This window comes from Gemmatimonadota bacterium, assembly GCA_041390105.1.
Lineage (GTDB): Bacteria > Gemmatimonadota > Gemmatimonadetes > Longimicrobiales > Gaopeijiaceae > JAGQIF01.
In genome coordinates this window covers 2,124,448-2,146,794 of sequence record JAWKQO010000001.1, presented here as the reverse complement: position 1 = coordinate 2,146,794, position 22,347 = coordinate 2,124,448, and the positions used below count along the sequence as shown (strand labels likewise).

The window sequence follows — 22,347 nt, the reverse complement described above, 5'->3', positions numbered from 1 at the left end:
GTAAACCATGTCTGTTGACTCAGGTGTAAACGAGGTCTATGGGTCGGACCCCCACAACCCATAACACACGGGTTTCCGGCTCCGCGCCGCCCTGACGTGCGTCGCTCCGACCCAACCGGCCCGCCCAGCCGGGGTGCCGTCCCTGGCGGCTAGGCTGGCCCGGGCGTAGGGTGACCAGAGACGGGAGCAGCCGGGGCCGGTTCGGAAACCCCGAAACGTTATCTGCAATTGACGGATCATAGCCCAACCATGCAGCGGACCGCAGTCGTTGCCCTTCTGATCGCTTGCGCCTGTAAGGGTGGCGGCGGGGACACAGGTCAGCACGGGATCCAAGTAGCGGAGACAACTCCGCCTTACCCTGAATGGTCGTTGTCCGTTGCGCCGGTCGTACGTATTGGGACTGTGGACGGTCCTCCGGAGTACGAGTTGTCTCGCGTCGCCTACGCTGCCCGGCTCTCTGACGGTAGAGTCCTGGCCGTCGATGGTGGATCGTCCGAAGTGCGGTGGTTCAACGGGGATGGGAGTTTCGCGTTGCGGACGGGAGGCGCTGGCGAGGGGCCGGGTGAGCTCCTGTGGGTTACCAGTGGAGCCGTGACCGCTCAAGACGCCGTCGTCTTGTACGACGCCAGAAACCAACGACTGACTTGGTTTGGGCCGGATGGCTCGGTGCAGCAAACGCGGCATATGGAGCTGGTCGGAGCGGTGACACTGGCTCCGATGGGTGGCACCCGCCTTCTCGTCGCTGAAGAGAGGCCGGCAGTCAACTTCGGCGGGCTTGAGTACAACCTGACCCGCGACTCGATCACTGTCATGGTGGCCGACCCCGCCCATGCCCTGGTGGACACTGTGCTGCGTGGACCCGGTCGGGAGGCCGTTACGTGGGTCTCCTACGTGGACGGAAAGCCAACCGCCACTCGGCAGCTTGGGCTCCCGTTTGGCAACGCAACCCTGGTCGGAGCGGCAGGGGATGACGTCGTCATGGTCGAAGACGGCGGCCTTGAGGTGGTATTGCGTGACCTGGGGGGAGTCCTGCACGGGCGAGTCCGTCGCACGGATGTCGTGGCTCGGCCCTTGTCGGCGTCTCTCCGGCGAGAGTACGGAGCAAATGCGACGCAGCTAGCGGTGACTCGGGGCGTCCCGGAAGCAATGGCCCGGGCCGGCGCGGAGGGTCTCCTCGGCGTGGTGCCAGACGGGCGAGGCGCCTCTCCATTTGACCGACTGCTCACGGACGTGACCGCACAGCGAATCTGGATTCGTGACTATCACCAAGAGTGGGAAGCTGGTCGGCGACAGCGGTGGACGATTCACGACGCGAGTGGTCGGGTATTGGCCAGGGTTGAGACACCCCCAGGCCTTGCAGTCATGCAAGTGGGGCCGCGCCACGTGGTTGGAGTTGAGCGCGACGAGATAGGGGTCGAGTACGTCGTAGTCTACGTGCTGGAGGGTGCCGAGTAACTAGGGGAGATGTGAGCCGTCCGAGGGTCAACAGCAGATAAAACGAGTTAACTGCCATTCTCCGGCCACGGTGGACAGTGGAGTGTAGACACGCCAATCGACGGTGCCTGAACGAGTACGATACGTTCCGCAAGTACCTCTGTGAGGATTGCGGAGATGTCGTCATGTGTGAGTGCGAATTGGAGTTGGCCATTACCTTCCTTCCCCATCAAACCCGTTCTGCACGCGAGTTTGGGACACGTCGCCCCTACCCGGTGGTCGGCTTTGCGAAGGCCATTTGTTACGCATGTCGGGGTGAGCCCGAGCCGTTGAGCCCACGGGCAGCGATCTACAACCAAAAGGGAAAGGTGCAGCGGTACTATTGGCGCGAGATCACGAAGACATACTACGAGAGTCTCCTTACATGGAGTCGACCGCTCGGAATTAGCATCGCAAGCATCATGCAGGTCGAGGCCGACTACCCTGCGGAAACACAGGAACTTAAGAAGGCAGCAAGAAGAGTCTGGCAGCAGCGCCACAAAGTGGAGCCAAAATACGACATGTCGGAGCGGACCCCAGCCCAGTTCCTTGCGGAGGTCCCGGTTCCTGAGATCGAGGTCGAGGCCGAGTATGTGAGTGAGCAGCGAGCCGAAGCCGTGGTGGGAAAATGGAGGCTCAACTCTACGGATACGGGCAGCGCAGAGGATGTGGCAGCGATGCACTACCGTTCGCTCGGGTTTGACGTGTATCGCTGTGAGCGGAAGCTGATCTCAATGCTGGTGGCCGTCTTGTTATGGCCGGTGATACAAGATCTCGACGATCCCGAAGTCCAGATGGTGATGAGAGGCTCGACCGTCGGCTGGCGACCCGACGTCTCGACTCAACTGATCCAGTTCCCTCTCCCCCGGGACTTCGCCAGCGCCGCCTACTACGACCGTCGAGAGGCCGAGTTCGAGGCTTGGTTGGCTGAACTAGAGGCGGCCGAGGACCTTGAGACAATCTTCGAGAGTTGCTTAGCGGGAGCCGAGACTCTGCGCGACTACCTCTGGGTAGCGGAAGAAGATGCCAGGCAGCTGGCACGGGCGGCCCTGTCATCGATCCCGTCCGACGTGATCCTGACCATGGTAAGATGGGCGATTCGAGACTTCTGGAACCGTCAGCCGGGCTGGCCCGACCTGCTGGTGCTGGGACAGAACGGGTATCGGTTCTCTGAGGTCAAGTCGCCAAACGACAAGCTGTCTCTCGAGCAGATGCGGTGGTTTGAATGGGCGCTGGTGGAAAGGGAGAACGCTCTCCCCTGCGAAATATGTCGCGTTGTCCGGAAGGTGAACGGCAGTTAACAAGCAGGTTGCCGGCTCCGCGCCGTGCTGTGCACGGCGCTCCGTCCCAACCGGCCTCAAGTCTTGGGTTTCGACCTGGCGGTAGACGACGATCTGGACATAGCGTGCCATCAGGACGTGGGTGCCGGGCCGGTTCGGCAACCCCTGAGACGTTAAGAGACACGCCTTTTCTCAGAGGGCGAGACCGACCGTGAAAGGGATGGGGCGGAAAGGCCGGAGGAGGCTAGGTCCCAAAGAGCCTGGAGCAGACTCCTGAGCGTGTGTGGGCATAAGTGCAGTACCATCTGGGACTTGGACCGCAGGAACCCATCGAGAGGGTATCAGGAGGTACCGAGCTGGGCATAGATTGAGGTGCCCCTGAGTGGACCGCGGAAATGACGCTGATTATCGAAGTGGAGTTGGAAGAGGACGGCCGCTGGATCGCGGAGGTGCCGTCACTGCCGGGAGTCCTTGCCTACGGAGTCACCGAGGCTGAGGCTCGCGCCAAGGCGCAGGCCCTTGCACTGCGGGTCTTGGCTGACCGGCTGGAGCACGATGAGGCCGACCCGGACCTAATGACCATCTCCTTCTCCGCTGCGTGAGCTCCTGGCCCAGCACTCGCGCGAAGCGCGAGTTGGCAGCGCTGGATCGGATCGGCGGGAAGACGAAGCGGCAGACCGGCTCGCACCGGGTGCTCAGTCGAGAGCATTGGCCCGACTTCGTCTTTGCGTTTCATGACTCCGATGAGATCGGCCCACGGATGTGGCGCGTATCGCAAGGCGGACGGGCCTAACCCCCGAGGACCTGGGCCCTGCAACCAGGCCGACGTCCCTGGCGGCTAGACTGGCCCAGTCGTAGGGTGACCCAAGACGGGAGCAGCCGGGCCGGTTCGGAAGCCCCGAAACGTTGAGTGTCGTAGGCCTCTCGATCGGTACATGGTGACAAGAGCGGATGTCTTGTGATGAGTAGGTCTCGGAGGAAGAACCCGATCGCGGGGATCACGACTGCTGACAGCGAGAAGAGCGACAAGCGCTTGGCGAATCGGAGATTGCGGCGCCGGGTTGGCCAAGCGCTGGCTGTTGACTCGGAGGTGGAGGTACTTCCGACGCTTCGGGATGTGAGCTCACCGTGGACCATGGCCAAAGATGGCAAGGTGTGGCACGACCCCAAGCGCTTTCCCAGGGTACTCAGAAAGTAGTTCGCTGGCGCTAGGCTCGGCCCACCAGTGTGTCCGACGATCACCCCTTTCAGGGCGACGTCATGTCACAGCCGAAGACGAAGGAGCGGGTCCTCGACGCCGTCCGCGACCTCCCCGAGGACGCGACCGTACAGGACACAATGGAACGCCTGTACTTCCTCGCCAGGGTCGAGGAAGGCGTCCGTTGAGCGGACGCCGGTAAAACCGTGACCCATGTTGAAGCGCGCCGACGCGCTCTCGGGTGACCGGGATTCGTGGACTGAATGTCTGCACAAGCCCGAAGCGTTATCTGTCATCGGTTCGTCTCTACATGACGCAACAGGCATCCATATCGGAAAAGCGCCCTATCGCGGCCCACACCCGAAGGAGAGTCGCCATGCCGCGAACCAGGAATGACTCACTCCGGAGCTGGTGTGCAATGGTGCTGCAGGCCTCAGCGGCTGCCATCGTGCCGCTGCTGTCGACGGCTGCGTGCGGGCGCGAATCCCCGTCGGAGGACGAGGGCCCCGTGTACGTGTCCGAAGCGGACGTACGCGTGCTCGGTACCTCGGACCAGTTGAGCCAGGTGCTGGACCTGGAGGTACTGCCTTCCGGCGCGGTGTGGGTGCTCAATTCGGTGGAGCCCTTCTTCGTCGGATTCGATGCTCAGGGCCGGGCGCTTCCAACCCACGGCGCGGAGGGCGGTGGGCCGGAGGAGTTCAGGATGCCCGCTGCCTTCATGACCGGGGGTTGGGAGGATGAGGCCTGGGTGCTGGACTTCCTCCGCCACGACTTGGTCCGCGTATCGCGGCCCGATGCGTGGGCCGAGATCTCGATCCCGCAGCAAGACATCCCGGCGGGGAGCTTGCGTGGAGGGATGAGCCTGATGAGTGCGACGGTGAGGACCGCGCGTATCGACCATGAGGTCATCGTTGCCCGTGCAGACGTATCTCTGGAGGGAGGGCTGACCGCGTTCCGGCTCGGAATCCTCGGCGCGGATCTCGTGGCCCTGGATCTGGAGACGGGATCCGTGCGAACGATCGTGAGCCTGGCGGAGGTTCTCGCGAATCCGGCGGAGGGGTTCGTAGCTACGGAAGGAGGCTTCCCCCTCTGGTATCGGCTCTGGGCAGTCTGTGGAGATGATCAGATCCGGGTCTATGACAGGGTTCGGAACGAACTCCGCGGCTTCTCTTCAGACGGGACCGAGCTGGCATCCGTACAGCTGCCTGCCCCACAGTGGACCGAGGTGACTCCAAGGGAGTTCGCTGGGGTCATCTTTCCACTGCGCGAAGCCGAGATCACGGGCGGGGTGGGGAGCAGGTTGTCGAGCCAAGACAGCCTTCGGATCGTCAATGAGATCGTACAAGGCGTCCAGGGACAGCCGAGCGAGTTGGCTTCGTACCTCCCCCGTTATGTAGACTTCCGCTGCTCCGACGACGGAGTGATGTGGATGCAGCCTCTCGACTTGGAGGTCGGGGGCTTGAGCGGCGGAGCGCTGTGGCTCCGGATCACACCTGACGGCGTGATCCAAGAGGTGCACTTTCCGGTCCGCTTCGATGCGATGCGCTTCTCCCCTCGCCGAGTATGGGGTGTGCAGCGTGACGAGCTGGACCTGGCCTCGGTCGCCTGGATCGAGCTGCCGAACGCTCTGACGAGGCAGTAGGGTCAGTAGGTGCCTGAGTGGACGATGCAACGTTCTATTCGAAGGACTTCCACCGCCATCTCGGTAGGGACTTCTCCGTCCAAGGGGCTCGTGCAGCCCTCGCCGCAGGCGAGCTGGAGGAGTGGCTGCAGGAGTATCTGAGATGCGAGCCAAGATGGGAGAATCTTGGGCTGGCTGACGGGCTTCTGCTCGCGCCCCGGACCTACCGCCTACTCGAGATGCGAGTAGCGACCCTGGAGCGGAAGTGCGGACCTGAACCAGAGATGGAGTTCTGGCAGGATGCGGAGAGCTTTGAGCGCCACGTCCAAGCGATAGAGCGGACGCTGGAGACCACGGAGAGCCTGCCGCCGCTTGTGGTGGAGCGCGTGGCCGGACGATGGATGGTGTGTGACGGGACCCATCGCCTCGAGGCGATCCGGCGAAAGGGGTGGGACACGTGTTGGGTGGTCCTCTTCTCAGACGGGTAGCGAGCGGTCTGCCGCCGCATCCAGGGCGGCTTCCCTGGCGCCGAAGGGAGTCCCGAGCGTAGGGTGACCGAGGGCGGACGCAGTCGGCCCGTTTGGACGCCCCGGGACGTCATCTGAGATTTGCTCCCCCGCCGGCGGAGCCTTGGGGCCAGGGCCGCCACGTATGCCACAGGATCGTGAGGACGCGGATGCATCCGGACGTGAAGACATACAATGCCTCTCAGGAGCCCGAAGTAGCTGCAGTGTGCAACGCGCTTGCCGCAGAGATCGACCGGGGACTCCCGCAGGCAGAGAACAAGATCTGGCATCGACATCCAGTGTGGTTCCTGGACGGGAATCCGATCGTGGGCTATAGCAAGCTGAAGAGCTGCGTCCGTCTCCTCTTCTGGAGTGGCCAGTCGTTCGACGAGCCTGGACTGGCTCCGGAGGGGAAGTTCAAGGCGGCCGAGGCACGCTATACCAGCCGAGAGGACGTTGACGCGAAGCAGCTTCAGCGATGGCTGAAGCAGGCCGAGTCGATCCAGTGGGACTACAAGAACATCGTGAAGCGAAAGGGGCGGCTGGAGCGGCTACGGTAGACCCCAGGCTCCTACCGTTCTGCCCCAGCCGGCCACTGAGCGGGAGAAGTACCGGTGCAGGGCGCGACGGTCCCAACCGTAGGTGATCACTCGCGTGGAGGCGCCGACCGAGGAGGAGCCATGGCAGCGGAGAAGGGCGCAGGGCGGACGGTTGTGTCGGACAAGGGCGGTGAGCGCTACGACATCGTGGCCACGGATACACTGGACTGCGCACCGTCCCAGCTCTGGGCGGTGTTGAGTGATTTTGAACGCTTCGTGGACGTAGGTCTGTCCGGGATGGCGAGTGGGTTTCGTTGGCTGACGGGCGGACCAGGCCTTGCTCCAGCGACCTTCGAGTTCACCGTCGCGGACGTGGTCCTCAAGGAAGAGGTCTACGAGCTGACGAGCGACGGTGCCTCCGATCGCTACCGGCTTCGGTATCGGGCTCTGGAACCGGCTCTCGGGGTGCTCGAGTACGATGCGGTGCTCGATGTGGAGCCCTCTGCCAACGGGACAACTCTGCTGACAGCGGTACGCAGCGTACGCATGGCACCGGGCGTCGCGCCCGATATGCTTGCCGGCATGGTGGATGCGGAGATGCAGAGCTTGGCGGACCATCTTGGGGAGGCCACTCGGTGAATGAGGGTCGACGGCCCCTGGCGCCTAAGGTGGCCGGGGTCGTAGGGTAACAGCAGGGAGAAGCCGGATCGCTGTGCCCGATCTCCCTGAAACCGTCTGCCACCATGTAGCCTGGACCCCGCCGTGCGAAGGATCTCGACCCTGCTGCTCGTCCTCCTCGCCTTAGCCTGTGGTGGCGGGAGCGTGGATGACGGAGACCGGCCCGGCACCGCGGTTACCGAGGTATCGCCACCCTTCCCTGAATGGTCGTTGTCTGCGGTTCCGGTGGTGCGCATCGGGGCTGTGAACGGCCCGACGGAGTACGAGCTGTCGCGCGTCGCCTATGCTGCCCGGCTATCCGATGGTCGCATCGTGGTCGTGGATGGTGGGTCGTCCGAGGTTCGGTGGTTCAGCGCGGATGGACGATTCGCGCTGCGGGCCGGAGGCGCCGGTGAGGGCCCTGGTGAACTCCTGTGGGTCACCAGTGGAGCGGTGACACCTGAGGATGCGGTAGTCCTCTACGACCCCCAAAACCAGCGGTTGACCTGGTTCGGAGCGGAGGGCTCGGCCCGGCGTACGCTGCGCATGGATCTGGTGGGAGCGGTGAGCCTGGCGCCGATGGATGGTGGCCGCCTGGTGGTCGCGGAGGAGCGGCCGGTAGTCAACCTGGGCGGTCTGGAATACAACCTCACCCGCGACTCGGTCGCGGTCCTGGTCGTCGACACGCTCCGGGCGGCCGTGGATACGGTCCTCTACGCTCCGGGCCGAGACGCCGTGACCTGGGTGTCGTACGTGGAGGGAAGGCCGACCGCCACGCGGCAGTTCGGTTTGCCGTTCGGGAGCGCCACGCTGGTCGGCGCAGTGGCGGATCAGGTCGTGATGGTCGAGGACGGTGGCCTCGAACTGGTATTCCTCGGCCTTGACGGCTCTCGGCACCGGACCGTCCGCCGCACGGATGTGATGCGGGGGCCCCTGTCGCTGGCCCTGAAGGGGGAGTACGAGGCTGGCGCCGCCGCGTTGGCGATGGCGAGAGGGGTACCCGAGAGGCTGGCCCGCGCTGGCGCGGCGGGCCTGCTCGGTGTCGTGCCGGAGGAGCGAAGTACGTCGCCGTTCGACCGGATGCTCACGGATGCGGTGGCTCGTCGAGTCTGGGTGCGTGACTATCGGCAGGAGTGGGAGGCCGAGGAGAGCCAGCGGTGGACGGTCCATGACGCGACGGGGCGTGTGCTGGCCAGGATCACCACGCCCCCTGGACTCGAAGTGATGCAGGTGGGCCCGCGTCACGTCGTCGGAGTGGAGCGTGACCAGGTAGGCGTGGAGTACGTGGTAGCCTACCGGGTCGAAGGCTCTGAACTTCCGGGCGGACGGTGATGGGTCCGGGGGTCGTAGGCCAAGCCGCCGCCACGTTGGGTACTCGCTGAACCGACCCCAAGAACCGCGAAAGAGGAGTCATGAGCACGGTATTCGTGAACATCGGCCTAAGTCTCGACGGCTACATGGCACCCGTAGGCATGTCCGTCGAGCATTGGGAAGACCCTGAGTACCAGAACTGGGGTGCCAAGTGGGGCACGCTGATGAGCTGGGTCCTCAAGCAGGAGTACTTTCGCGAGATCCTCAAGTTCGGGCCGGGCGGTGAGACGGGCCCCGTCAACGATATGCTCCGGCGCACCATGGAGCGTTGCGGTGCCAATATCATGGGCAAGCGGATGTTCGAGCAGGGCGAACGGAGCTGGCCAGAGGAGGCTCCGTTCCGCACTCCTGTGTACGTTCTCACACACGAGCGACGTGAGCCCTGGGCCCGTCCAGGTGGCACCACATTCTTCTTCGTCAACGACGGAGCCGAGCGCGCTCTGGAGTTGGCTCGGGAGTCTGCTGGCGATCGCGACATTCGTATCTCGGGTGGAGCGGACGTGATACAGCAATACTTGAACATGGGAGCCATCGACGAGCTCGAGATTGCGCTGGCGCCAGTCATGTTCGCCGGTGGCCGGCGCTTGTTCGAGAACCTCCACGATGCCTTGCCGAGCTATCAGATCGACAGGGTATTCGATGCCCCGGACGCCACGCACCTGCGCTATGTGCGCCTGTGGGGGCAGCCGACAGTCCGTCACGGGTACGGCGATCCAGTGCAGCGAGGTTCCGAATGACGAGCCAGCAAGTCCGAATCGGTTCCATCGTGATCCACTGTCACGAATTCCAGCGCATGGTGGCTTTTTGGAGTGAAGCGCTCGGATACACTCCAGACCGGCCGCTCGACGGAGGATGGGTTGTGCTTCGGCCTCCAGAGGGGAATCGTCCCCACCTTTCCTTGCAGGCGCGTGAAGTGCCGCGAGCGGCGCGCAGCTGGATGCATCTCGACCTGTACACCGCCGATCAGGAAGCCGAAGTGGGACGACTCCTCGAGCTTGGCGCCAAGAGATACCCCTGGCGGTATGCCGAGGGCGCCGACTACGTGGTCCTCGAAGATCCAGACGGCAACCTCTTCTGTGTAGTACAGGCGCGCTGACCACGTTGGGGTGTGGAGTATTCGACGCGCTGCGGCCAATGGCCCCGACGCCGTCTTGGGGGGCGTCTAGGCTAGCGGGCGTACAGGGAGGACCAGATGCAACAGTGTCCCCCCGTGCCTGTATGCGTGACCGCGGTCCTGCGACCCGGGCCACCTACCCATCCATCGTGTGGCGATTCACCACGACCAGCTTGCCCGCGACCGTGCCGTCTTCCATGGTCTGGTGTGCTTCGGCGATCTGGTCCAGCTCGAAGATCTTCGCGATGGGCACCGTGGCCTCGCCGCGCTCGACGGCGTCCAGGAATTCGGCGAGCACGGCAGGGGGAAGGTCGTGTGCTCCACCTCCGTACGCGGTGAGGCGAACTCCCCTGGGCAGGTACTCGATCGGGTAGAAGTCCCGGATCGTCCACTGGTTGCTGAGCATCCCCGTGAAGCACACCACTCCGTGCACGCGCGTCGCCCGGAGCGTGTCGGGCAGCGTCGGAGTCCCCACCAGTTCCAGGGCGGCGTGGACGCCCTCCTCGAGGTGGTGGCGGACCTGGGAGGACACGTCTCCGTCATCGATGAGTGGATGGTCGACGCCAATGTCCCGGAGGGCTTCCAGCTTGGACTCGGTGCGCGTGGTGGAGAACACGGTCAGCCCCCTGCGCTTGGCCAGGATCGCGGCGGCCATCCCGACCGAGGACGTGCCCCCCCGAATCAGGATCGACTGGCCCGCTTGGATGTCCAGACCCACGGTCAGTGATCCGTAGGCGGTCTGCAGCATTTCCGGAATGGCACCGAGCACACTCCACTCCAGGGAGCTGTGGAACGGGATCACCTGTGTGGCGGGAACCCGTGTGTATTCGGCGTACCCACCGTCGAAGACACGTCCCATCCCTCCCATCATCGTCATCACCTGCTGACCCGGTGCGAACTCCCCACCGGGCGCGCTGGCCACGACGCCCGTGGCCTCGATTCCGAGTACCCGCGGAAAGGTGACGCCCTGGGCCAGACCCAAGCGTGTGTGCAGCTCGGAGCGGTTGAGTCCGAACGCGTGGACGCGAATCAACACCCACCCCGGTTCCGGCTCGGGGATGGGACGTCGCTCGATCCTCAGGCTGGACGCGGCGCCGGGCGCGTCCAACACCACCGCTCTCATCGTGTTCATGGGCATCGATCTACGCGGAGGGTCATCCGTCACTTCGGAGGCACGCGCCAGACGATATTCCTCGCGAGAACGATCTGTCCAGCAGCGAGCCGCGTGGATGCGGAGCGGCCCGCGAGGCTACCGAGCCTGGCGGCTAAGGTGGTGCGGGCGTAGCGTGCTCCAGATGCGTGAGTCGCCGGGCGAGTGGGCAGCCCCGCGCCGTCCTCGCTCACGGCCACGATCCTCCGGAGGGAGCGTGAGGTGAAAGACCCGCTGATTCTCTTGACTCTTCTCATGGCGCCTTGGGTCGGAACGCGTGGAGACCGGGTGGATCTTTCGGGGACGCTTGCCCCCGTTGGTCCCCCGCTCGAAGCGCCCGTGAGAGTCGCTGCCGGTCCGACCTGCATCGTGGATCTCACCCAGGGCTACGAAGTCCGGGGCGATCTGGCGGGCCGCATGGAGATCGACTTCCGGATCCTCGTGCAAGGGCCGTGTGGTTCGCCGGCGGGAACCTACGAGGAGACGTGGATCGCACACGGCACCTTCGAAGGAAGCCTCGGCCAGGAAACCGCCTCGGGGAGCTTCGTCTACACCGCCGCTGTGCGAAGCGGGGGCCAGGTGGACGGGAGAATGGTGTTCGGTGACGGACTCGAGGGTGCGCTGTCCATCGAGGGCAGGTTCTCGGCGGGGGAGCTCGAGTACGCCGGGACGGTTGAACGGGCAGCCAGGAAGGACCCGAGCGCGGGTTGACCGGAGTCGAGGGCGGGGGACTGGCCTGCTGCCCTCCCTCCCCCCGTTGTGTAAGAATATGCTCCCGGTAGGGGCTTGCCACCAGAACCGGGCGGGGTGGTAGGCTCTGCGGCGGTTCGGAAGCCCTGGCAGGCAGTACCGGGGAGTGAACGTCGACGGGGGGCGGACATGACCGAATACGAAGCCGTGGTGGTTGGAGCCGGACCCACGGGCCTCATGCTCGCCGGCGAGCTCGCCTTGGGTGGTGTGAATACCGCGGTCTTCGAGCTCCGGCCGGACCGCGGGCTGCAAGGAGCACGCGCGCTCGGGGTTTCTTCTCGCACGCTCGAGGTGTTCGATCAGCGCGGGATCGCAGACCGATTCCTCGCTGCGGGCAAGGCGGCGCAGATCACCGGCTTTGCGGTGACACGCCTGGATATCAGCGACTTCCCGACCCGCCACAACCACGGACTTGCGCTGCGCCAGAAGCACATCGAGCGCCTGCTGGCGAGTTGGGTCGCGGAACTCGGTGTGCCCGTCCTCTACGGTCATGAAGTCACGGGGTTCACGCAGCACGCAACCGGGGTCGACGTGGCCCTGGCCGAGGGCCCGCCCGTGCGCGCGGCATACCTGGTCGGTTGCGACGGGGGTCGCAGCGTTGTGCGGAAGACCGCTGGCATCGAGTTCCCCGGCTGGGATCCGACGACCAGCAACCTCCTGGCAGAGGTCGAGATGACCGAGACGCCGCCCTATGGCGTGCATCGCTCACCGGCCGGTGTCCACGCGTTCGGCAGAGAGGAGTATGAGATCAAGGACGGCGAGATCGTCTACAAGGACATCGGACCCATCGGCGTGATGGTCACCGAGCCGACCCCCGACGCCACCACAGAACCGACGCTGGAGGACTTGAGGTCCCTGCTCATCGCCGCCTGCGGGACCGACTACGGCGTGCACAACCTGACCTGGATCTCCCGCTTCACGGACCTGACGCGGCAGGCAGCCGCGTATCGGAGCGGGCGTGTGTTCCTCGCCGGCGACGCAGCCCATGTTCATTCGCCGATCGGGGGGCAGGGGCTCAGCACCGGCGTCCAGGATGCGGTGAATCTCGGGTGGAAGCTGGCGCAAGTGATTCGCGGCACCTCCCCCGAAGGGCTCCTCGATACCTACCACGCCGAGCGACACCCGGTGGGCGCGCGGGTGCTCAAGATGACGATGGCGCAGGTTGCTCTGCACCGGGAAGACGATCGCACTCGGGCCGCGCGCGAGGTGCTGGGCGAGCTGCTCGCGATGGAGGAGCCGCGTCGGCACATCGCAGGGATCATGTCCCACCTGGACATTCGCTACGATCTGGGGCCGGGACATCCCCTCCTGGGGCGCCGCATGCCGGACCTCGATCTCGTCACCGCCGGCGGGCCACTCCGGGTCTTCACGCTCCTTCACGACGCGCGCCCTGTGCTACTCAACTTCGGCGCACCGCTCGCCCTCGACCTCTCTCCCTGGAGCGCGCGGCTCCGAGTCGTCGACGCGACGTACGACAGGCGGTGGGAGCTTCCGGTGATCGGTGAGGTCGATGCTCCCGCTGCAGTCCTGGTCCGCCCCGACGGACACGTGGCGTGGGTAGGAGGCGGCTCCGACCTGGGGCTGGCCGACGCACTGTCGACGTGGTGTGGACGACCGGAAGGGCAGGGCCCACGCGCCTCGCGCCAACGCCCCGGAGGGCGCCGCGATCGCTAGCGCGATGCTCGCGCCCACTCCGACACGTCGCGAACGTGCCAATCGCCTCCGTACCAGGGCGAGCCCCGCAGCAGCACCCGGGAGACTGCCTGGGGCATCGGGGTGAAGTAGGAGCGGAAGTGGCCCGGGTCCAGACTCGCGGGGTCGTGAGGTTGCAGCTCCGCGGGGAGCCAGGAGGCACCGCCGTCGAAGCTCACCTCCAGGTCCTCACCGATGCCGGCAAAGCGCAGACGCGCACCCGCCCTGCTCGGCTGTTGCAGTGTGATCTCGGCCTGCGCGGGGCTGAACCACCGCTCCGTGGCGCGATTGATCCGGAAGGGTCGGGCCGGATCGATGACGATGTCGTCCCAATGCCAGGTGTTGGGTGCACACCCGCCCGGCAGGGAGCAGTCCTTCTCGGGTGTGTAGGAATGGTGGCCGAACTGCACCACGCCTTCGCTCCACGCGAGGGGTGCGATGTCGGTGTCGATCCACCAGAAGTCATACTCCGGCATGCCGAAGCGGATATGGTCGCGGCTGAGCTCCAGCACCAGGAGGTCCCGGCGCGTGGCACTGGGCTCCAGGAACTCGTCGTAGCCAACCCACCAGGTGCCCGGGAGGTCCTCGGCGACACCGTCCCTGAACAGGGTCCCGGTGAACGCGTTGCGAGCTCCGTCCAGACGCAGCGAAAGGCCGTTCCTGGGTTCGCCGGACAGCGAGGGCAGCCAGCTCTCCAGGGCCAGCTGCAGGTGCTCGTCGTAGGGAGAGATCCAAAGGTCGATCCAGTCCCGCATCGAGCGGCGCAGCAGCGATACCCGGAACTCCACGCGGGCCGTGCCTTCGTCGAACACGACCGTGTGGTTCGGCGTCAGGTAGACCAGTCCGTAGCCGGACGCGTTCAGCGCCGTCATGACGTGGTTGCGGCACTGGTAGACGGCATCCTCGTAGGCAGACACGGGATGCGTGGCGGGGGGCGGCTCGCAGGCGGGGCCGTGATCGGCGTCGAGGGCCTCGAGCGTGTACCAGGTCTCGCGATTCCGGGAGTGTACGGTCACGTCCCAGCGGTTGGAGCGAAACGGGGCGGGCCCGCTGGGATCGCCGTCGAACGTCTCCTGGAACACGGTCGGCTCCGCCGCGACCGTCGGATCCGCGGGGGCCGGGTCGGTGGTTCCGCCATCGCAGGCGATCACCGCCGTGAAGACACCAGCCACCCCAATCCAACGCATGACGTACCCGACGCCGTTCCGCATGGTGTTCTCCTGCTCGAGGCATGGGGCATCGTGGCAACGGCCGTGCCGCTGTTGCCCTCTGCCACACGCGTCCAATCCCTGGCGGTCGGTCCGGCCCTGCCGTAGGGTTCCTGCTCCTCGAGATGCAGCCGGAGCCCGCTGAGCCATGACATCCATCATCCGATCCCAGGCCGCCGACGTACCGTACAACATGACGACCACGGGCTTCGACCTGTCGGGGTATCGGATCGTGTCGAACCTGGGGGTGGTGCGGGGTGTCGTGGTCCGGTCGCGGTCGGTGTTCGGAACCGTGGGCGCCAGCTTCCAGACGTTGTGGGGCGGGAACATCTCCCTCTTCACGGAGCTCGCCGAGCGCACCCGCCAGCAGGCGTTCGACACCATGCTGGTGCAGGCGGACGTGGCCGGAGCGGACGCGGTGATCGGGATTCGCTACGATGCGACGGAAGTGATGTCGGGCGTAACCGAAGTGATCTGCTATGGGACCGCAGTGAAGGTGGAGTCACTGGAGGACTGAGCGGGGCCGCGTGCGGCCTGCCTCGGTCAGCCCTCGGCGTGGAGCCTTTTCGGACGGAGCACGGATCATGCGACCCCTGCGGTATGGCATCAACGTCACCTTGGACGGGTGTTGCGACCATCGCGCCGGCATGGTGGACGAAGCCCTGCACCGCTATTGGGCGGACAGCCTCGCGCGGGCCGACGCCCTGCTCTATGGCCGCGTGACCTACGAGATGATGGAGTCCGCGTGGCGGGCGTCCCCGTCGGGCGCCCTTCCGGATTGGATGGAACCCTGGATGGAGCCGTTCGCCCGGACCATAGACGCGTCAAAGAAGTACGTCGTGTCCACGACACTGGAGCGGGTCGATTGGAACGCGGAGCTTGTGCGCGGCGACCTGAAGACGGCCGTTGAAGACCTGAAGCGCCAACCCGGTCGGGGTCTGGCGGTGGGAGGCGTGAAGTTCCCGCTGGCCCTGGCGGAGCTGGGGCTGATCGACGAGTACGAGTTCGTGGTGATCCCCCGGCTGGCGGGCCACGGACCGCGGTTGCTCGAGGGGCTGTCGCAGTACGTCGACCTCACGCTGGTGAGCCGGCAGGAGTTCGCCTCGGGAGCGGTGGCGCTCCGCTATGTGCCTGCAGGGTGACCGAGTGCTTCCGGCGGGCCTCCTGGCGCCACCGAATCCGCCGTCGGGGCAGGCACGTACGGCTCAGGTGAGCCTACGGCCAACCTTCCTGAGCGCGGACGATCCCCGATGCGAGTGCCGGTCATTGCAGTCCTCTCGGTGACGCTTCTCTTCGCAGTGACGACGCCGGTCCGTTCCCAGACCCCCGAGACGGTGGACCCCACGTCCCTGCAGGACACGATCATGAGCCTGGACCGGGCTCTGTTCGACGCGTTCAACCGTTGTGATCTGGTCGCGTTCCGGACCTACCTCGACGAGAACATCGAGTTCTACCAGGACAACGACGACGTGACCACCACCCGGGACGAGCTGGAGCCGACCTTCCGGAGCCGCTGCGCCGACGGGAAGGCGTCGCGACTACGACGTGAGCTGCTTCCCGAGACCGTCGAGGTCCACCCGATCCAGGGATATGGCGCCGTGCAGCTGGGTACCCATCGCTTCTGGGTGACCGCCGCGGGCGAGCCGGACCACCTGGCGTCGACACCGCGGTTCGTCCATCTGTGGCACAACCGGGACGGGCGTTGGCGCATCACCCGCGTGATCAGCTTCGGGCACTAGGAGCAGGCGATGTACACCCCGAGATCGTTTCGAGTCGACGACGTCGCCATTCTGCACGCGTTGATCCGCGAACACAGCTTCGGGATCCTGACGAGCCAGGACGGTGCCCGACCGGTGGCGACGCACCTGCCCTTCATGATCGACCCCGAGCGTGGTGGCCCCAACGGGACCTTGATCGCGCACATGGCTCGGGCGAATCCGCACTGGAAGACGTGGACCGACGAGACCCAGGTGCTGGCGATTTTTCAGGGAGCGCATGCCTATGTCTCGCCGGGATGGTACGAGTCCCAGCAGACCGTCCCGACGTGGAACTACGCGACCGTCCATGCCTACGGAACACCTCGGCTCGTCCACGATCCGGACGAGTTGCGGGCCATGGTGAGCCCGCTCGTGGACCTGCACGAGGACTACGCGCGCTCGGGCTGGGACCGTGAGCTCATGGAGCCGGTGATGGACCGCGAGCTGAAGGCGATCGTCGGCTTCGAGATCCCCATCGACTCGCTCGAGGGCAAGTTCAAGTTCAATCAGAACCGGTCACGCGAGGACCAGCGCCGCGTGGCGGAGCAGTTGCAGCGGTCTGCTGATCCCCTCGAGCGTGCTTCCGCAGAGATCATGCGGCGAAATCTCGCGGGCTGAGGGTCACCCCGCCCGGCGCCAAGGGGACGGGGCGAGGCCCGGGCACCAACCGCCGCTGGCGAGTCAGGGTCGGCCTTTCGTAGCACCGAGGCAGAGTGTCACAGCGGGGCAGGGTCTCTTGTCTTCCAGGACGTAGGGTGCAACGTCCCCCGACCGGGAGATCAACAGCCATGCACGAGCCTTCCCACACCGTTCGCGCGGCAGGCCACACCATACGGTACGTCGACTGCGGGTCGGGGCCTCCCCTGGTCCTGCTGCACGGGGCCCCCACCACCTCGTACGTCTACCGTCATGTGATCTCCCTGCTCTCGTCCGACTTCCGGTGCCTCGCTCCGGATCTTCCGGGCTGGGGGAAGAGCGTGGCCGTCCGGGGATTCACGCCGACCTTACCCGCCCTCGCCGAAGCTGCGGACGCGTTCATCGCTGCGCTCGACCTGGAAGGCGTGACACTCGCGGTCATGGACACGGCCGGTTCGGTCGGATTCCATCTGGTGCAGGAATACCCGGTGCGCTTTCGGGGGCTGATCGCGGCCGACACCATCGTCTTCCCGACACGGGAGCACCCCCGGATCCACACCATGCTGAGGCTGGTCACCACGCCGCCCTTCCGTTGGGTGAATCGCCGTTTCCGACTGCTTCCCAGGGTGGTGGCGCGCTTCGGAGGCCGGCGTCGGCGCTCTGGACCCGAAGAGCGGGCCCGGTACCTTCAGGACTTCGCCACCGACGCACACCTGGACCGCATCATGGTGACCTTCAGGGACCTCAACCGAAACGACGCCTTTCTGAGCGGTGTTCGTGACGGCCTGTCCGCGATGGATCTCCCCGTGCTGGTGGTGGCGGGAGAAAAGGATCCGGTCCATCAGGCCGGAGCGCTCCGGCGCCTGGCGGAGTGCCTTCCCGATTCGACGTTCGTCGAGGTTCCCGGGGAAGCTCACTTCCCCCACGAAGGCGACCCGGAGACCGTGGCCGGAGCCATCCTGGGGTGGGCGCGCGAAGTCGGGATTCTGCAGCCCGTGGAAGCCAGGCCGTGAGCCCAACGCGTGCCTGGCGGGAGTTCGAGGAGCTCCGCCCCCACTTGGTCAGTCTCGCGTACCGGATGGTGGGCACGGCCGTCGACGCGGAGGACCTCGTCCAGGACGCGGCCATGCGTTGGCTCAGGGTTGAAGATCCGTCGAAGGTGGTGTCACCACGAGCGTACCTGACCACCATCGTCACACGGCTCTGCATCAACCACATGAAGCAGGCCCGGGTCCGACGCGAGGAATACATGGGACCCTGGCTCCCAGAACCCTTGCTGACGGATGGCACGCCGAACCCCAGCGACACCGTCGAGCAGCAAGAGTCCCTCACGTTCGCTTTCCTGCTGCTTCTGCAGAGCCTCTCACCTCGCGAGCGCGCCGTGCTCATCCTGAGGGACGTGTTCGATACGCCCTATTCCGAGGTGGCGGAGATGCTGAACACCTCCGAGGCGAATTGTCGGCAGATCCTGACCCGGGCTCGGGCCCAGATGCGCGCCCGCAGGCCTCGGTTCGAGGTGTCACCGGAGGCCCACAGGGCCGTGATGGACCGCTTTTCCGAAGCGACCCGCCAAGGGGATCTCGATGCTCTGCTGCAGGTATTGGCGCCGGACGCCGTGGTCATCAGCGATGGCGGTGGGAAGGCACGCGCAGCCCTGAACCCCGTTCATGGAGCCGATCGGGTGGCGCGGTTCGTCCTGGGCGCACTGGAGCGACTGGTGCCACCGGGGCTCGCCTCGATGGCGAGAGAGGTCAACGGGCAACCGGGTATCGTCGCCTCGATTCACGACAAGCCGGTGGCGGTCTTGACGGCGGACGTCCGTGACGGCGTGATCCAAACCCTCTATATCGTGACCAACCCGGACAAGCTGGCAGCCGTGGCGCATGCGGCCCGCTCGTCGGAAGCATGACGTGATACGGAACGGCGGGCCGTGGCAGACCGGGTGGAAGCGATCGCGACAGACCGGGTGTAGGACCAGGGCGAGCGGAGGTTAGCTTTCGGGAACAGGATGCGCCCTATCCACAGGTGTCCGCTCTGAAGGGGTAGAACACATGTCGCGCCGCTTGCTGCATGGGATGGTACACGCGGTTGCATTCGCCGTGCTCGTGTCGGCTGCTGCGCCCCATCGCTCCGCCGCTCAGATCGCTCCCGCTGAGTATGCTGCGCGTCGGGACTCGCTGGCGGCGCGCGTGGGGGACGGCGTGGTCGTGGCCTTCGGAGCCCCCACGCCGGTCACGGACCGGGGTCCGTTCTTCCAGTTGCCCGCCTTCGAGTATCTCACGGGCTTCGGGGAGCCCGACGCCGCCTTCGTCATGGTGGTGAGCGGCGGGCGGGGCCAACCCACGCTCTTCCTTTCGCCCGTCGATGCGCGTAGGGCCTTCTACTATGGCCGGCGCCCCGACTCCACCTCCGTGAGGGACAGCCTGGGCATCGCGGGGCGCTCCATCGCCGCTCTCCCCGCGATTCTGGACTCCCTGGCTGGAAGCGGCCTGCCCTTCCTGGCGATCGCCGACTTTCAAGCCGCCGACTTCGCTGCCCAGGACTCGTTGACCCGCGGTCAGTCGTTCATGGAGGGCCTGGCAGAGCGCCACCCGGGGCTCGCCATCGAGGACGCTCACCCCATCGTGGACCAGCTGCGCGCGCGCAAGAGCCCCGCGGAGATCGCGCTGCTGGAGAAGGCGGCCGAGATCAGCTCGGAGGGGCACAGGGCCGCCATGCTGGTGGAGAACCCCCGACACGAGTACGAACTACGCGCGGCCCTGGAGAGCACGTTCATCCGACTGGGAGCCGAACGGACGGGGTACGGCTCCATCGTGGGCGGGGGCCCGAACGGCACGCAGCTCCACTATATGAAGGACATGGCCGCGGTCGGACCCACGGACCTCGTGGTCATGGATGCCGGGGCCGAGTATCGCGGGTACTCCGCCGACGTGACCCGGACCATTCCGGTCAGCGGCGTCTACACCCCTGAGCAGCGCGCCATCTACCAGCTGGTGCGCGACGCCCAGGCGGCGGCGGAGCGCAATTCGGCCCCCGGCCTTTCGCAGCGGGCCGCGCAGGACTCCTCGGTGGTCGTGCGCCGGAAGGGGCTCGCGGCTCTTGGACTCATCGAGGCCGAGGACGCTCTCATGGACCCACCCTGGCCGGCCGACTGTCAGAAGTCACCCGCCTCCTGCTCGCAGGCCCAGCTCTGGATGATCCACGGCATCAGCCACGGGCTCGGTCTCGAGGTCCACGATCCGGCGGGCTACTACTATGGCGACGGCACCTTTCAGGCGGGCGACGTGTTCACCATCGAGCCTGGACTCTACATCGCCGAAGCCTCGCTGGACGCCCTCCCGGATACACCCCGCAATCGACGCTTCATCGCCAGCGTACGGGAGAAGGTGAGGCAGTACGAGAACACCGGCGTACGCATCGAGGACGACTACGTCATCACGCCGACCGGATTGCGCCGCATCAGCATGGCACCCCGGGAGATCGCCGAGATCGAGGCACTGATGAAGAGCCGCCCCGTGAGTTGAGGATGATGCGAGCCCGCTGGAGTTCAGTGTGCGGTCTGGCGCTCATAGTAGCGGGGCTGGGATGTGCCGATGCACGAGTGCAACCGGAAGAGACGGCAGAACGATTCTTCCGCACCGTGTACGGCTGCACAGGTGAGTCTCTGGACTCCCTGGCGAGCCCGAGTGTCCGGATGTCGTATCCGATCTTCGCCGAGCGATTCGGGAGTCCCGTGCTGGTGGGTCGCGACGCGATCGAGCGCTTCTCCGCTGGATTCTGCCAGCGTTGGAGGGAGCCGGACGTCACGATCCACGAGGTCATCGCGGACGCTGGCCGGGTCGTCCTGGTGTGGAGCTACTCGGCGGTGAGCGCGGACGACTCGGCGTCGACGCCAGAGCGCTCCAGTTGGGGTGGAATCAGCGTGTTTGAGCTGGACGACCTCGGACGTGTGCGGGCCGAGTATGGAGAGGAGAGCGCGCCCGGGCCGGTTGCCCGGATGACGGATCGACCCAGGTAGAACGCCAAGGCAGCGTACGACGATCGTGGTGGACACCGGCCCGGCGCCGGCCTGGCCGCCACCGTGGACCCGGCCTGGCGCGCAGCCGGCGGCGTCCCTGACGCGGTCTTGCGGGACTTCTGAGCTCCGCCTTCCTTGGGGGACGCTTCGCCGTTCCCCTCGAAACGCCGCCGCAGCGGAGGGTTCTGCGTGACCCAGAGAGCTTGCCTGATTGCCATCCTGCACCTTCTGACACCGGCCGTGCCTTCTGCGAGCGCCTGGGCGCAGATGACGGCCGATCCCCTGCCGCGGGACTCCATCGCCGCGCGCATCGGCGAGCTGCAGCGGATCCACACCCCGGAAGGGATCGAAGTGGTGGAGCCCCTGGAGGTGAACGGGTCCACCCAGTGGATCTCGATCCGGGGCCTGAACCGCGCCAACCCCATCCTCCTCTTCGTCCACGGCGGCCCGGCCAGCCCCATGATGGGCTCCACCTGGGCCTACCAGAAGCCCTGGGAAGACTTCTTCACAGTGGTGAACTGGGACCAGCGCGGCGTGGGCAAGAACTACTCCCCGGCCGATACGGCGCGCCTCGGCCCCACCATGACAGACGAGCAGCATAGACGGGACGCCGAGGTGGTGGTGCGGCATGTGCTGGAGCGGTTGGGCCAGGACAAGCTGATTCTCATGGGCTACTCGTGGGGCACCATGTTCACGCCCCAGCTCGTGATCGACCATCCCGAGCTGTTCCACGCCTGGGTTGGACTCGGTGTGGGCGCCGGCGGTTCGGAGGCGGCGCTGTACGCGAGGGTTTTGGAGCTGGCGCGCCTCTCGGACGACACGGCGGCAATCCGGGAGTTGGAGGGGCTGGCACCGTACCCAGCTCCGGGACCCATGGATATCGATCGTGCGCTGACCGTGCGGAAGTGGGTCCGACGCTACGACGGCGGTTGGTACGGCAAGCCGGATCTGGAGCTGTTCTTCGCCCTTAACGAGTGGGGAGCGGCCTACACGGCTGCGGACGTGGCCGGCCTCCTGGACGGAAATCGCTGGGGCGCCCGCCGCCTCCGCAGGATCGAGGGAAGCGATGGCGGAGTCCGCTTCCCCGTCCCCGTCGTCTTCCTCATGGGACGCTACGACCTCCACACCAGCTATGATGCGTCCAAAGCCTACTTTGAACGCATCGAGGCGCCCCGCAAGACGTTCGTCACCTTCGAGCGCTCCGCGCACATGATCATGTTCGAGGAGCCGGGACGCCTGCTGCTCACGCTGGTCGAGGAGGTGTTGCCGCTGGCGGGCGGAGCGAAAGCGTTCGAGCCGCAACCGGATCCGCCTCGCCGTCGGTGAGCGGCGAAGCGTGCCCAATCCCCGATCCTCCGAGGCACCCCGTGGATCTCT

General features: G+C 65.9%; 24 protein-coding genes and 1 pseudogene. 23 read left to right on the top strand and 2 right to left on the bottom strand.

All coding sequences use genetic code 11. From position 1 onward, the window contains the following. The first annotated feature begins 426 nt into the window (after positions 1-426). The 12 genes and pseudogenes from R3E10_09420 to R3E10_09365 all read left to right on the top strand — a co-directional run bounded on the left by R3E10_09420 (position 427) and on the right by R3E10_09365 (position 9,741). Positions 427-1,455, top strand: coding sequence for a hypothetical protein (locus tag R3E10_09420; GenBank protein ID MEZ4415965.1), 1,029 nt, complete (start codon positions 427-429; stop codon positions 1,453-1,455). Between the two features lie 308 nt (positions 1,456-1,763). Then, positions 1,764-2,774 (top strand): VRR-NUC domain-containing protein, encoded by a 1,011-nt coding sequence (locus R3E10_09415; protein MEZ4415964.1) that lies wholly within the window; start codon positions 1,764-1,766, stop codon positions 2,772-2,774. Between the two features lie 374 nt (positions 2,775-3,148). Beyond that, positions 3,149-3,355: a type II toxin-antitoxin system HicB family antitoxin gene (locus R3E10_09410; protein MEZ4415963.1), complete on the top strand. Its 207-nt coding sequence runs from the start codon at positions 3,149-3,151 to the stop codon at positions 3,353-3,355. Further along, positions 3,352-3,611, top strand: a pseudogene (locus R3E10_09405) (type II toxin-antitoxin system HicA family toxin). Before R3E10_09410 ends, R3E10_09405 begins: the two are co-directional and overlap by 4 nt. Before the next feature lie 402 nt (positions 3,612-4,013). Then, complete coding sequence (locus tag R3E10_09400) at positions 4,014-4,139, top strand: hypothetical protein (GenBank protein MEZ4415962.1); 126 nt, start codon at positions 4,014-4,016, stop codon at positions 4,137-4,139. A 188-nt stretch (positions 4,140-4,327) separates the two neighbouring features. After that, positions 4,328-5,593, top strand: a complete 1,266-nt coding sequence (locus tag R3E10_09395) for a hypothetical protein (GenBank protein MEZ4415961.1) — start codon at positions 4,328-4,330, stop codon at positions 5,591-5,593. Between the two features lie 17 nt (positions 5,594-5,610). Beyond that, positions 5,611-6,060, top strand: coding sequence for a ParB N-terminal domain-containing protein (locus R3E10_09390; GenBank protein ID MEZ4415960.1), 450 nt, complete (start codon positions 5,611-5,613; stop codon positions 6,058-6,060). Positions 6,061-6,248: 188 nt separating this feature from the next. Next, on the top strand, positions 6,249-6,638 hold the full coding sequence (locus tag R3E10_09385) for a DUF1801 domain-containing protein (GenBank protein ID MEZ4415959.1): 390 nt from the start codon (positions 6,249-6,251) through the stop codon (positions 6,636-6,638). A gap of 120 nt (positions 6,639-6,758) precedes the next feature. Beyond that, a complete protein-coding gene (locus tag R3E10_09380) occupies positions 6,759-7,256 on the top strand; it encodes an SRPBCC family protein (protein ID MEZ4415958.1) in 498 nt (165 codons plus the stop codon). A 249-nt stretch (positions 7,257-7,505) separates the two neighbouring features. Then, positions 7,506-8,606 carry a 6-bladed beta-propeller gene (locus R3E10_09375; GenBank protein MEZ4415957.1) on the top strand — a complete coding sequence of 367 codons (1,101 nt, stop codon included), beginning with the start codon at positions 7,506-7,508 and terminating at the stop codon, positions 8,604-8,606. An 80-nt stretch (positions 8,607-8,686) separates the two neighbouring features. Further along, entirely contained in the window at positions 8,687-9,382 is a 696-nt protein-coding gene (locus tag R3E10_09370) for a dihydrofolate reductase family protein (GenBank protein MEZ4415956.1), read from the top strand. Further along, positions 9,379-9,741, top strand: coding sequence for a VOC family protein (locus tag R3E10_09365; GenBank protein ID MEZ4415955.1), 363 nt, complete (start codon positions 9,379-9,381; stop codon positions 9,739-9,741). The genes R3E10_09370 and R3E10_09365 overlap by 4 nt, the downstream gene beginning before the upstream one ends. A 154-nt stretch (positions 9,742-9,895) precedes the next feature. Here the strand turns inward: R3E10_09365 and R3E10_09360 are convergent, their stop codons facing one another. Further along, the gene (locus R3E10_09360) at positions 9,896-10,882 is read right to left on the bottom strand and encodes a zinc-binding alcohol dehydrogenase family protein (protein MEZ4415954.1); all 987 of its coding nucleotides are present in this window, start codon (positions 10,880-10,882) and stop codon (positions 9,896-9,898) included. A 366-nt stretch (positions 10,883-11,248) separates the two neighbouring features. Between R3E10_09360 and R3E10_09355 the strand changes: the two genes are divergently transcribed. Both R3E10_09355 and R3E10_09350 read left to right on the top strand, forming a co-directional pair. Continuing rightward, on the top strand, positions 11,249-11,620 hold the full coding sequence (locus tag R3E10_09355) for a hypothetical protein (GenBank protein MEZ4415953.1): 372 nt from the start codon (positions 11,249-11,251) through the stop codon (positions 11,618-11,620). A gap of 168 nt (positions 11,621-11,788) precedes the next feature. Next, positions 11,789-13,333 (top strand): FAD-dependent monooxygenase, encoded by a 1,545-nt coding sequence (locus R3E10_09350; protein MEZ4415952.1) that lies wholly within the window; start codon positions 11,789-11,791, stop codon positions 13,331-13,333. Here R3E10_09350 and R3E10_09345 read toward each other — a convergent pair. Continuing rightward, positions 13,330-14,562 (bottom strand): hypothetical protein, encoded by a 1,233-nt coding sequence (locus R3E10_09345; protein ID MEZ4415951.1) that lies wholly within the window; start codon positions 14,560-14,562, stop codon positions 13,330-13,332. The two genes, R3E10_09350 and R3E10_09345, sit on opposite strands and share 4 nt — an antisense overlap. Before the next feature lie 190 nt (positions 14,563-14,752). Between R3E10_09345 and R3E10_09340 the strand changes: the two genes are divergently transcribed. The 9 genes from R3E10_09340 to R3E10_09300 all read left to right on the top strand — a co-directional run bounded on the left by R3E10_09340 (position 14,753) and on the right by R3E10_09300 (position 22,296). Next, on the top strand, positions 14,753-15,076 hold the full coding sequence (locus tag R3E10_09340) for a heavy metal-binding domain-containing protein (protein MEZ4415950.1): 324 nt from the start codon (positions 14,753-14,755) through the stop codon (positions 15,074-15,076). A 67-nt stretch (positions 15,077-15,143) separates the two neighbouring features. Then, positions 15,144-15,701 (top strand): dihydrofolate reductase family protein, encoded by a 558-nt coding sequence (locus tag R3E10_09335; GenBank protein ID MEZ4415949.1) that lies wholly within the window; start codon positions 15,144-15,146, stop codon positions 15,699-15,701. 108 nt (positions 15,702-15,809) lie between these two features. Continuing rightward, complete coding sequence (locus R3E10_09330) at positions 15,810-16,298, top strand: nuclear transport factor 2 family protein (protein MEZ4415948.1); 489 nt, start codon at positions 15,810-15,812, stop codon at positions 16,296-16,298. Between the two features lie 9 nt (positions 16,299-16,307). Continuing rightward, complete coding sequence (locus tag R3E10_09325) at positions 16,308-16,934, top strand: FMN-binding negative transcriptional regulator (protein ID MEZ4415947.1); 627 nt, start codon at positions 16,308-16,310, stop codon at positions 16,932-16,934. A gap of 170 nt (positions 16,935-17,104) precedes the next feature. Further along, on the top strand, positions 17,105-17,965 hold the full coding sequence (locus R3E10_09320) for an alpha/beta fold hydrolase (protein MEZ4415946.1): 861 nt from the start codon (positions 17,105-17,107) through the stop codon (positions 17,963-17,965). Next, positions 17,962-18,861: an RNA polymerase sigma-70 factor gene (locus R3E10_09315; GenBank protein ID MEZ4415945.1), complete on the top strand. Its 900-nt coding sequence runs from the start codon at positions 17,962-17,964 to the stop codon at positions 18,859-18,861. Before R3E10_09320 ends, R3E10_09315 begins: the two co-directional genes overlap by 4 nt. A 142-nt stretch (positions 18,862-19,003) precedes the next feature. Next, positions 19,004-20,476, top strand: a complete 1,473-nt coding sequence (locus tag R3E10_09310) for a Xaa-Pro aminopeptidase (protein ID MEZ4415944.1) — start codon at positions 19,004-19,006, stop codon at positions 20,474-20,476. Positions 20,477-20,478: 2 nt separating this feature from the next. Then, positions 20,479-20,970, top strand: a complete 492-nt coding sequence (locus R3E10_09305; GenBank protein MEZ4415943.1) for a nuclear transport factor 2 family protein — start codon at positions 20,479-20,481, stop codon at positions 20,968-20,970. A gap of 189 nt (positions 20,971-21,159) precedes the next feature. Further along, a complete protein-coding gene (locus R3E10_09300; GenBank protein ID MEZ4415942.1) occupies positions 21,160-22,296 on the top strand; it encodes an alpha/beta hydrolase in 1,137 nt (378 codons plus the stop codon). Positions 22,297-22,347: the final 51 nt, after the last annotated feature.

What these genes read in the sequence shown, in the direction of transcription:
- R3E10_09410 (MEZ4415963.1), top strand. Translation starts at nt 3,149, where the DNA reads ATGACGCTGATTATCGAAGTGGAGTTGGAAGAGGACGGCCGCTGGATC.
- R3E10_09400 (MEZ4415962.1), top strand. Translation starts at nt 4,014, where the DNA reads ATGTCACAGCCGAAGACGAAGGAGCGGGTCCTCGACGCCGTCCGCGAC.
- R3E10_09395 (MEZ4415961.1), top strand. Translation starts at nt 4,328, where the DNA reads ATGCCGCGAACCAGGAATGACTCACTCCGGAGCTGGTGTGCAATGGTG.
- R3E10_09385 (MEZ4415959.1), top strand. Translation starts at nt 6,249, where the DNA reads ATGCATCCGGACGTGAAGACATACAATGCCTCTCAGGAGCCCGAAGTA.
- R3E10_09380 (MEZ4415958.1), top strand. Translation starts at nt 6,759, where the DNA reads ATGGCAGCGGAGAAGGGCGCAGGGCGGACGGTTGTGTCGGACAAGGGC.
- R3E10_09370 (MEZ4415956.1), top strand. Translation starts at nt 8,687, where the DNA reads ATGAGCACGGTATTCGTGAACATCGGCCTAAGTCTCGACGGCTACATG.
- R3E10_09365 (MEZ4415955.1), top strand. Translation starts at nt 9,379, where the DNA reads ATGACGAGCCAGCAAGTCCGAATCGGTTCCATCGTGATCCACTGTCAC.
- R3E10_09360 (MEZ4415954.1), bottom strand. Translation starts at nt 10,882, where the DNA reads ATGAGAGCGGTGGTGTTGGACGCGCCCGGCGCCGCGTCCAGCCTGAGG.
- R3E10_09350 (MEZ4415952.1), top strand. Translation starts at nt 11,789, where the DNA reads ATGACCGAATACGAAGCCGTGGTGGTTGGAGCCGGACCCACGGGCCTC.
- R3E10_09345 (MEZ4415951.1), bottom strand. Translation starts at nt 14,562, where the DNA reads ATGCGGAACGGCGTCGGGTACGTCATGCGTTGGATTGGGGTGGCTGGT.
- R3E10_09340 (MEZ4415950.1), top strand. Translation starts at nt 14,753, where the DNA reads ATGACGACCACGGGCTTCGACCTGTCGGGGTATCGGATCGTGTCGAAC.
- R3E10_09335 (MEZ4415949.1), top strand. Translation starts at nt 15,144, where the DNA reads ATGCGACCCCTGCGGTATGGCATCAACGTCACCTTGGACGGGTGTTGC.
- R3E10_09330 (MEZ4415948.1), top strand. Translation starts at nt 15,810, where the DNA reads ATGCGAGTGCCGGTCATTGCAGTCCTCTCGGTGACGCTTCTCTTCGCA.
- R3E10_09325 (MEZ4415947.1), top strand. Translation starts at nt 16,308, where the DNA reads ATGTACACCCCGAGATCGTTTCGAGTCGACGACGTCGCCATTCTGCAC.
- R3E10_09320 (MEZ4415946.1), top strand. Translation starts at nt 17,105, where the DNA reads ATGCACGAGCCTTCCCACACCGTTCGCGCGGCAGGCCACACCATACGG.
- R3E10_09310 (MEZ4415944.1), top strand. Translation starts at nt 19,004, where the DNA reads ATGTCGCGCCGCTTGCTGCATGGGATGGTACACGCGGTTGCATTCGCC.
- R3E10_09305 (MEZ4415943.1), top strand. Translation starts at nt 20,479, where the DNA reads ATGATGCGAGCCCGCTGGAGTTCAGTGTGCGGTCTGGCGCTCATAGTA.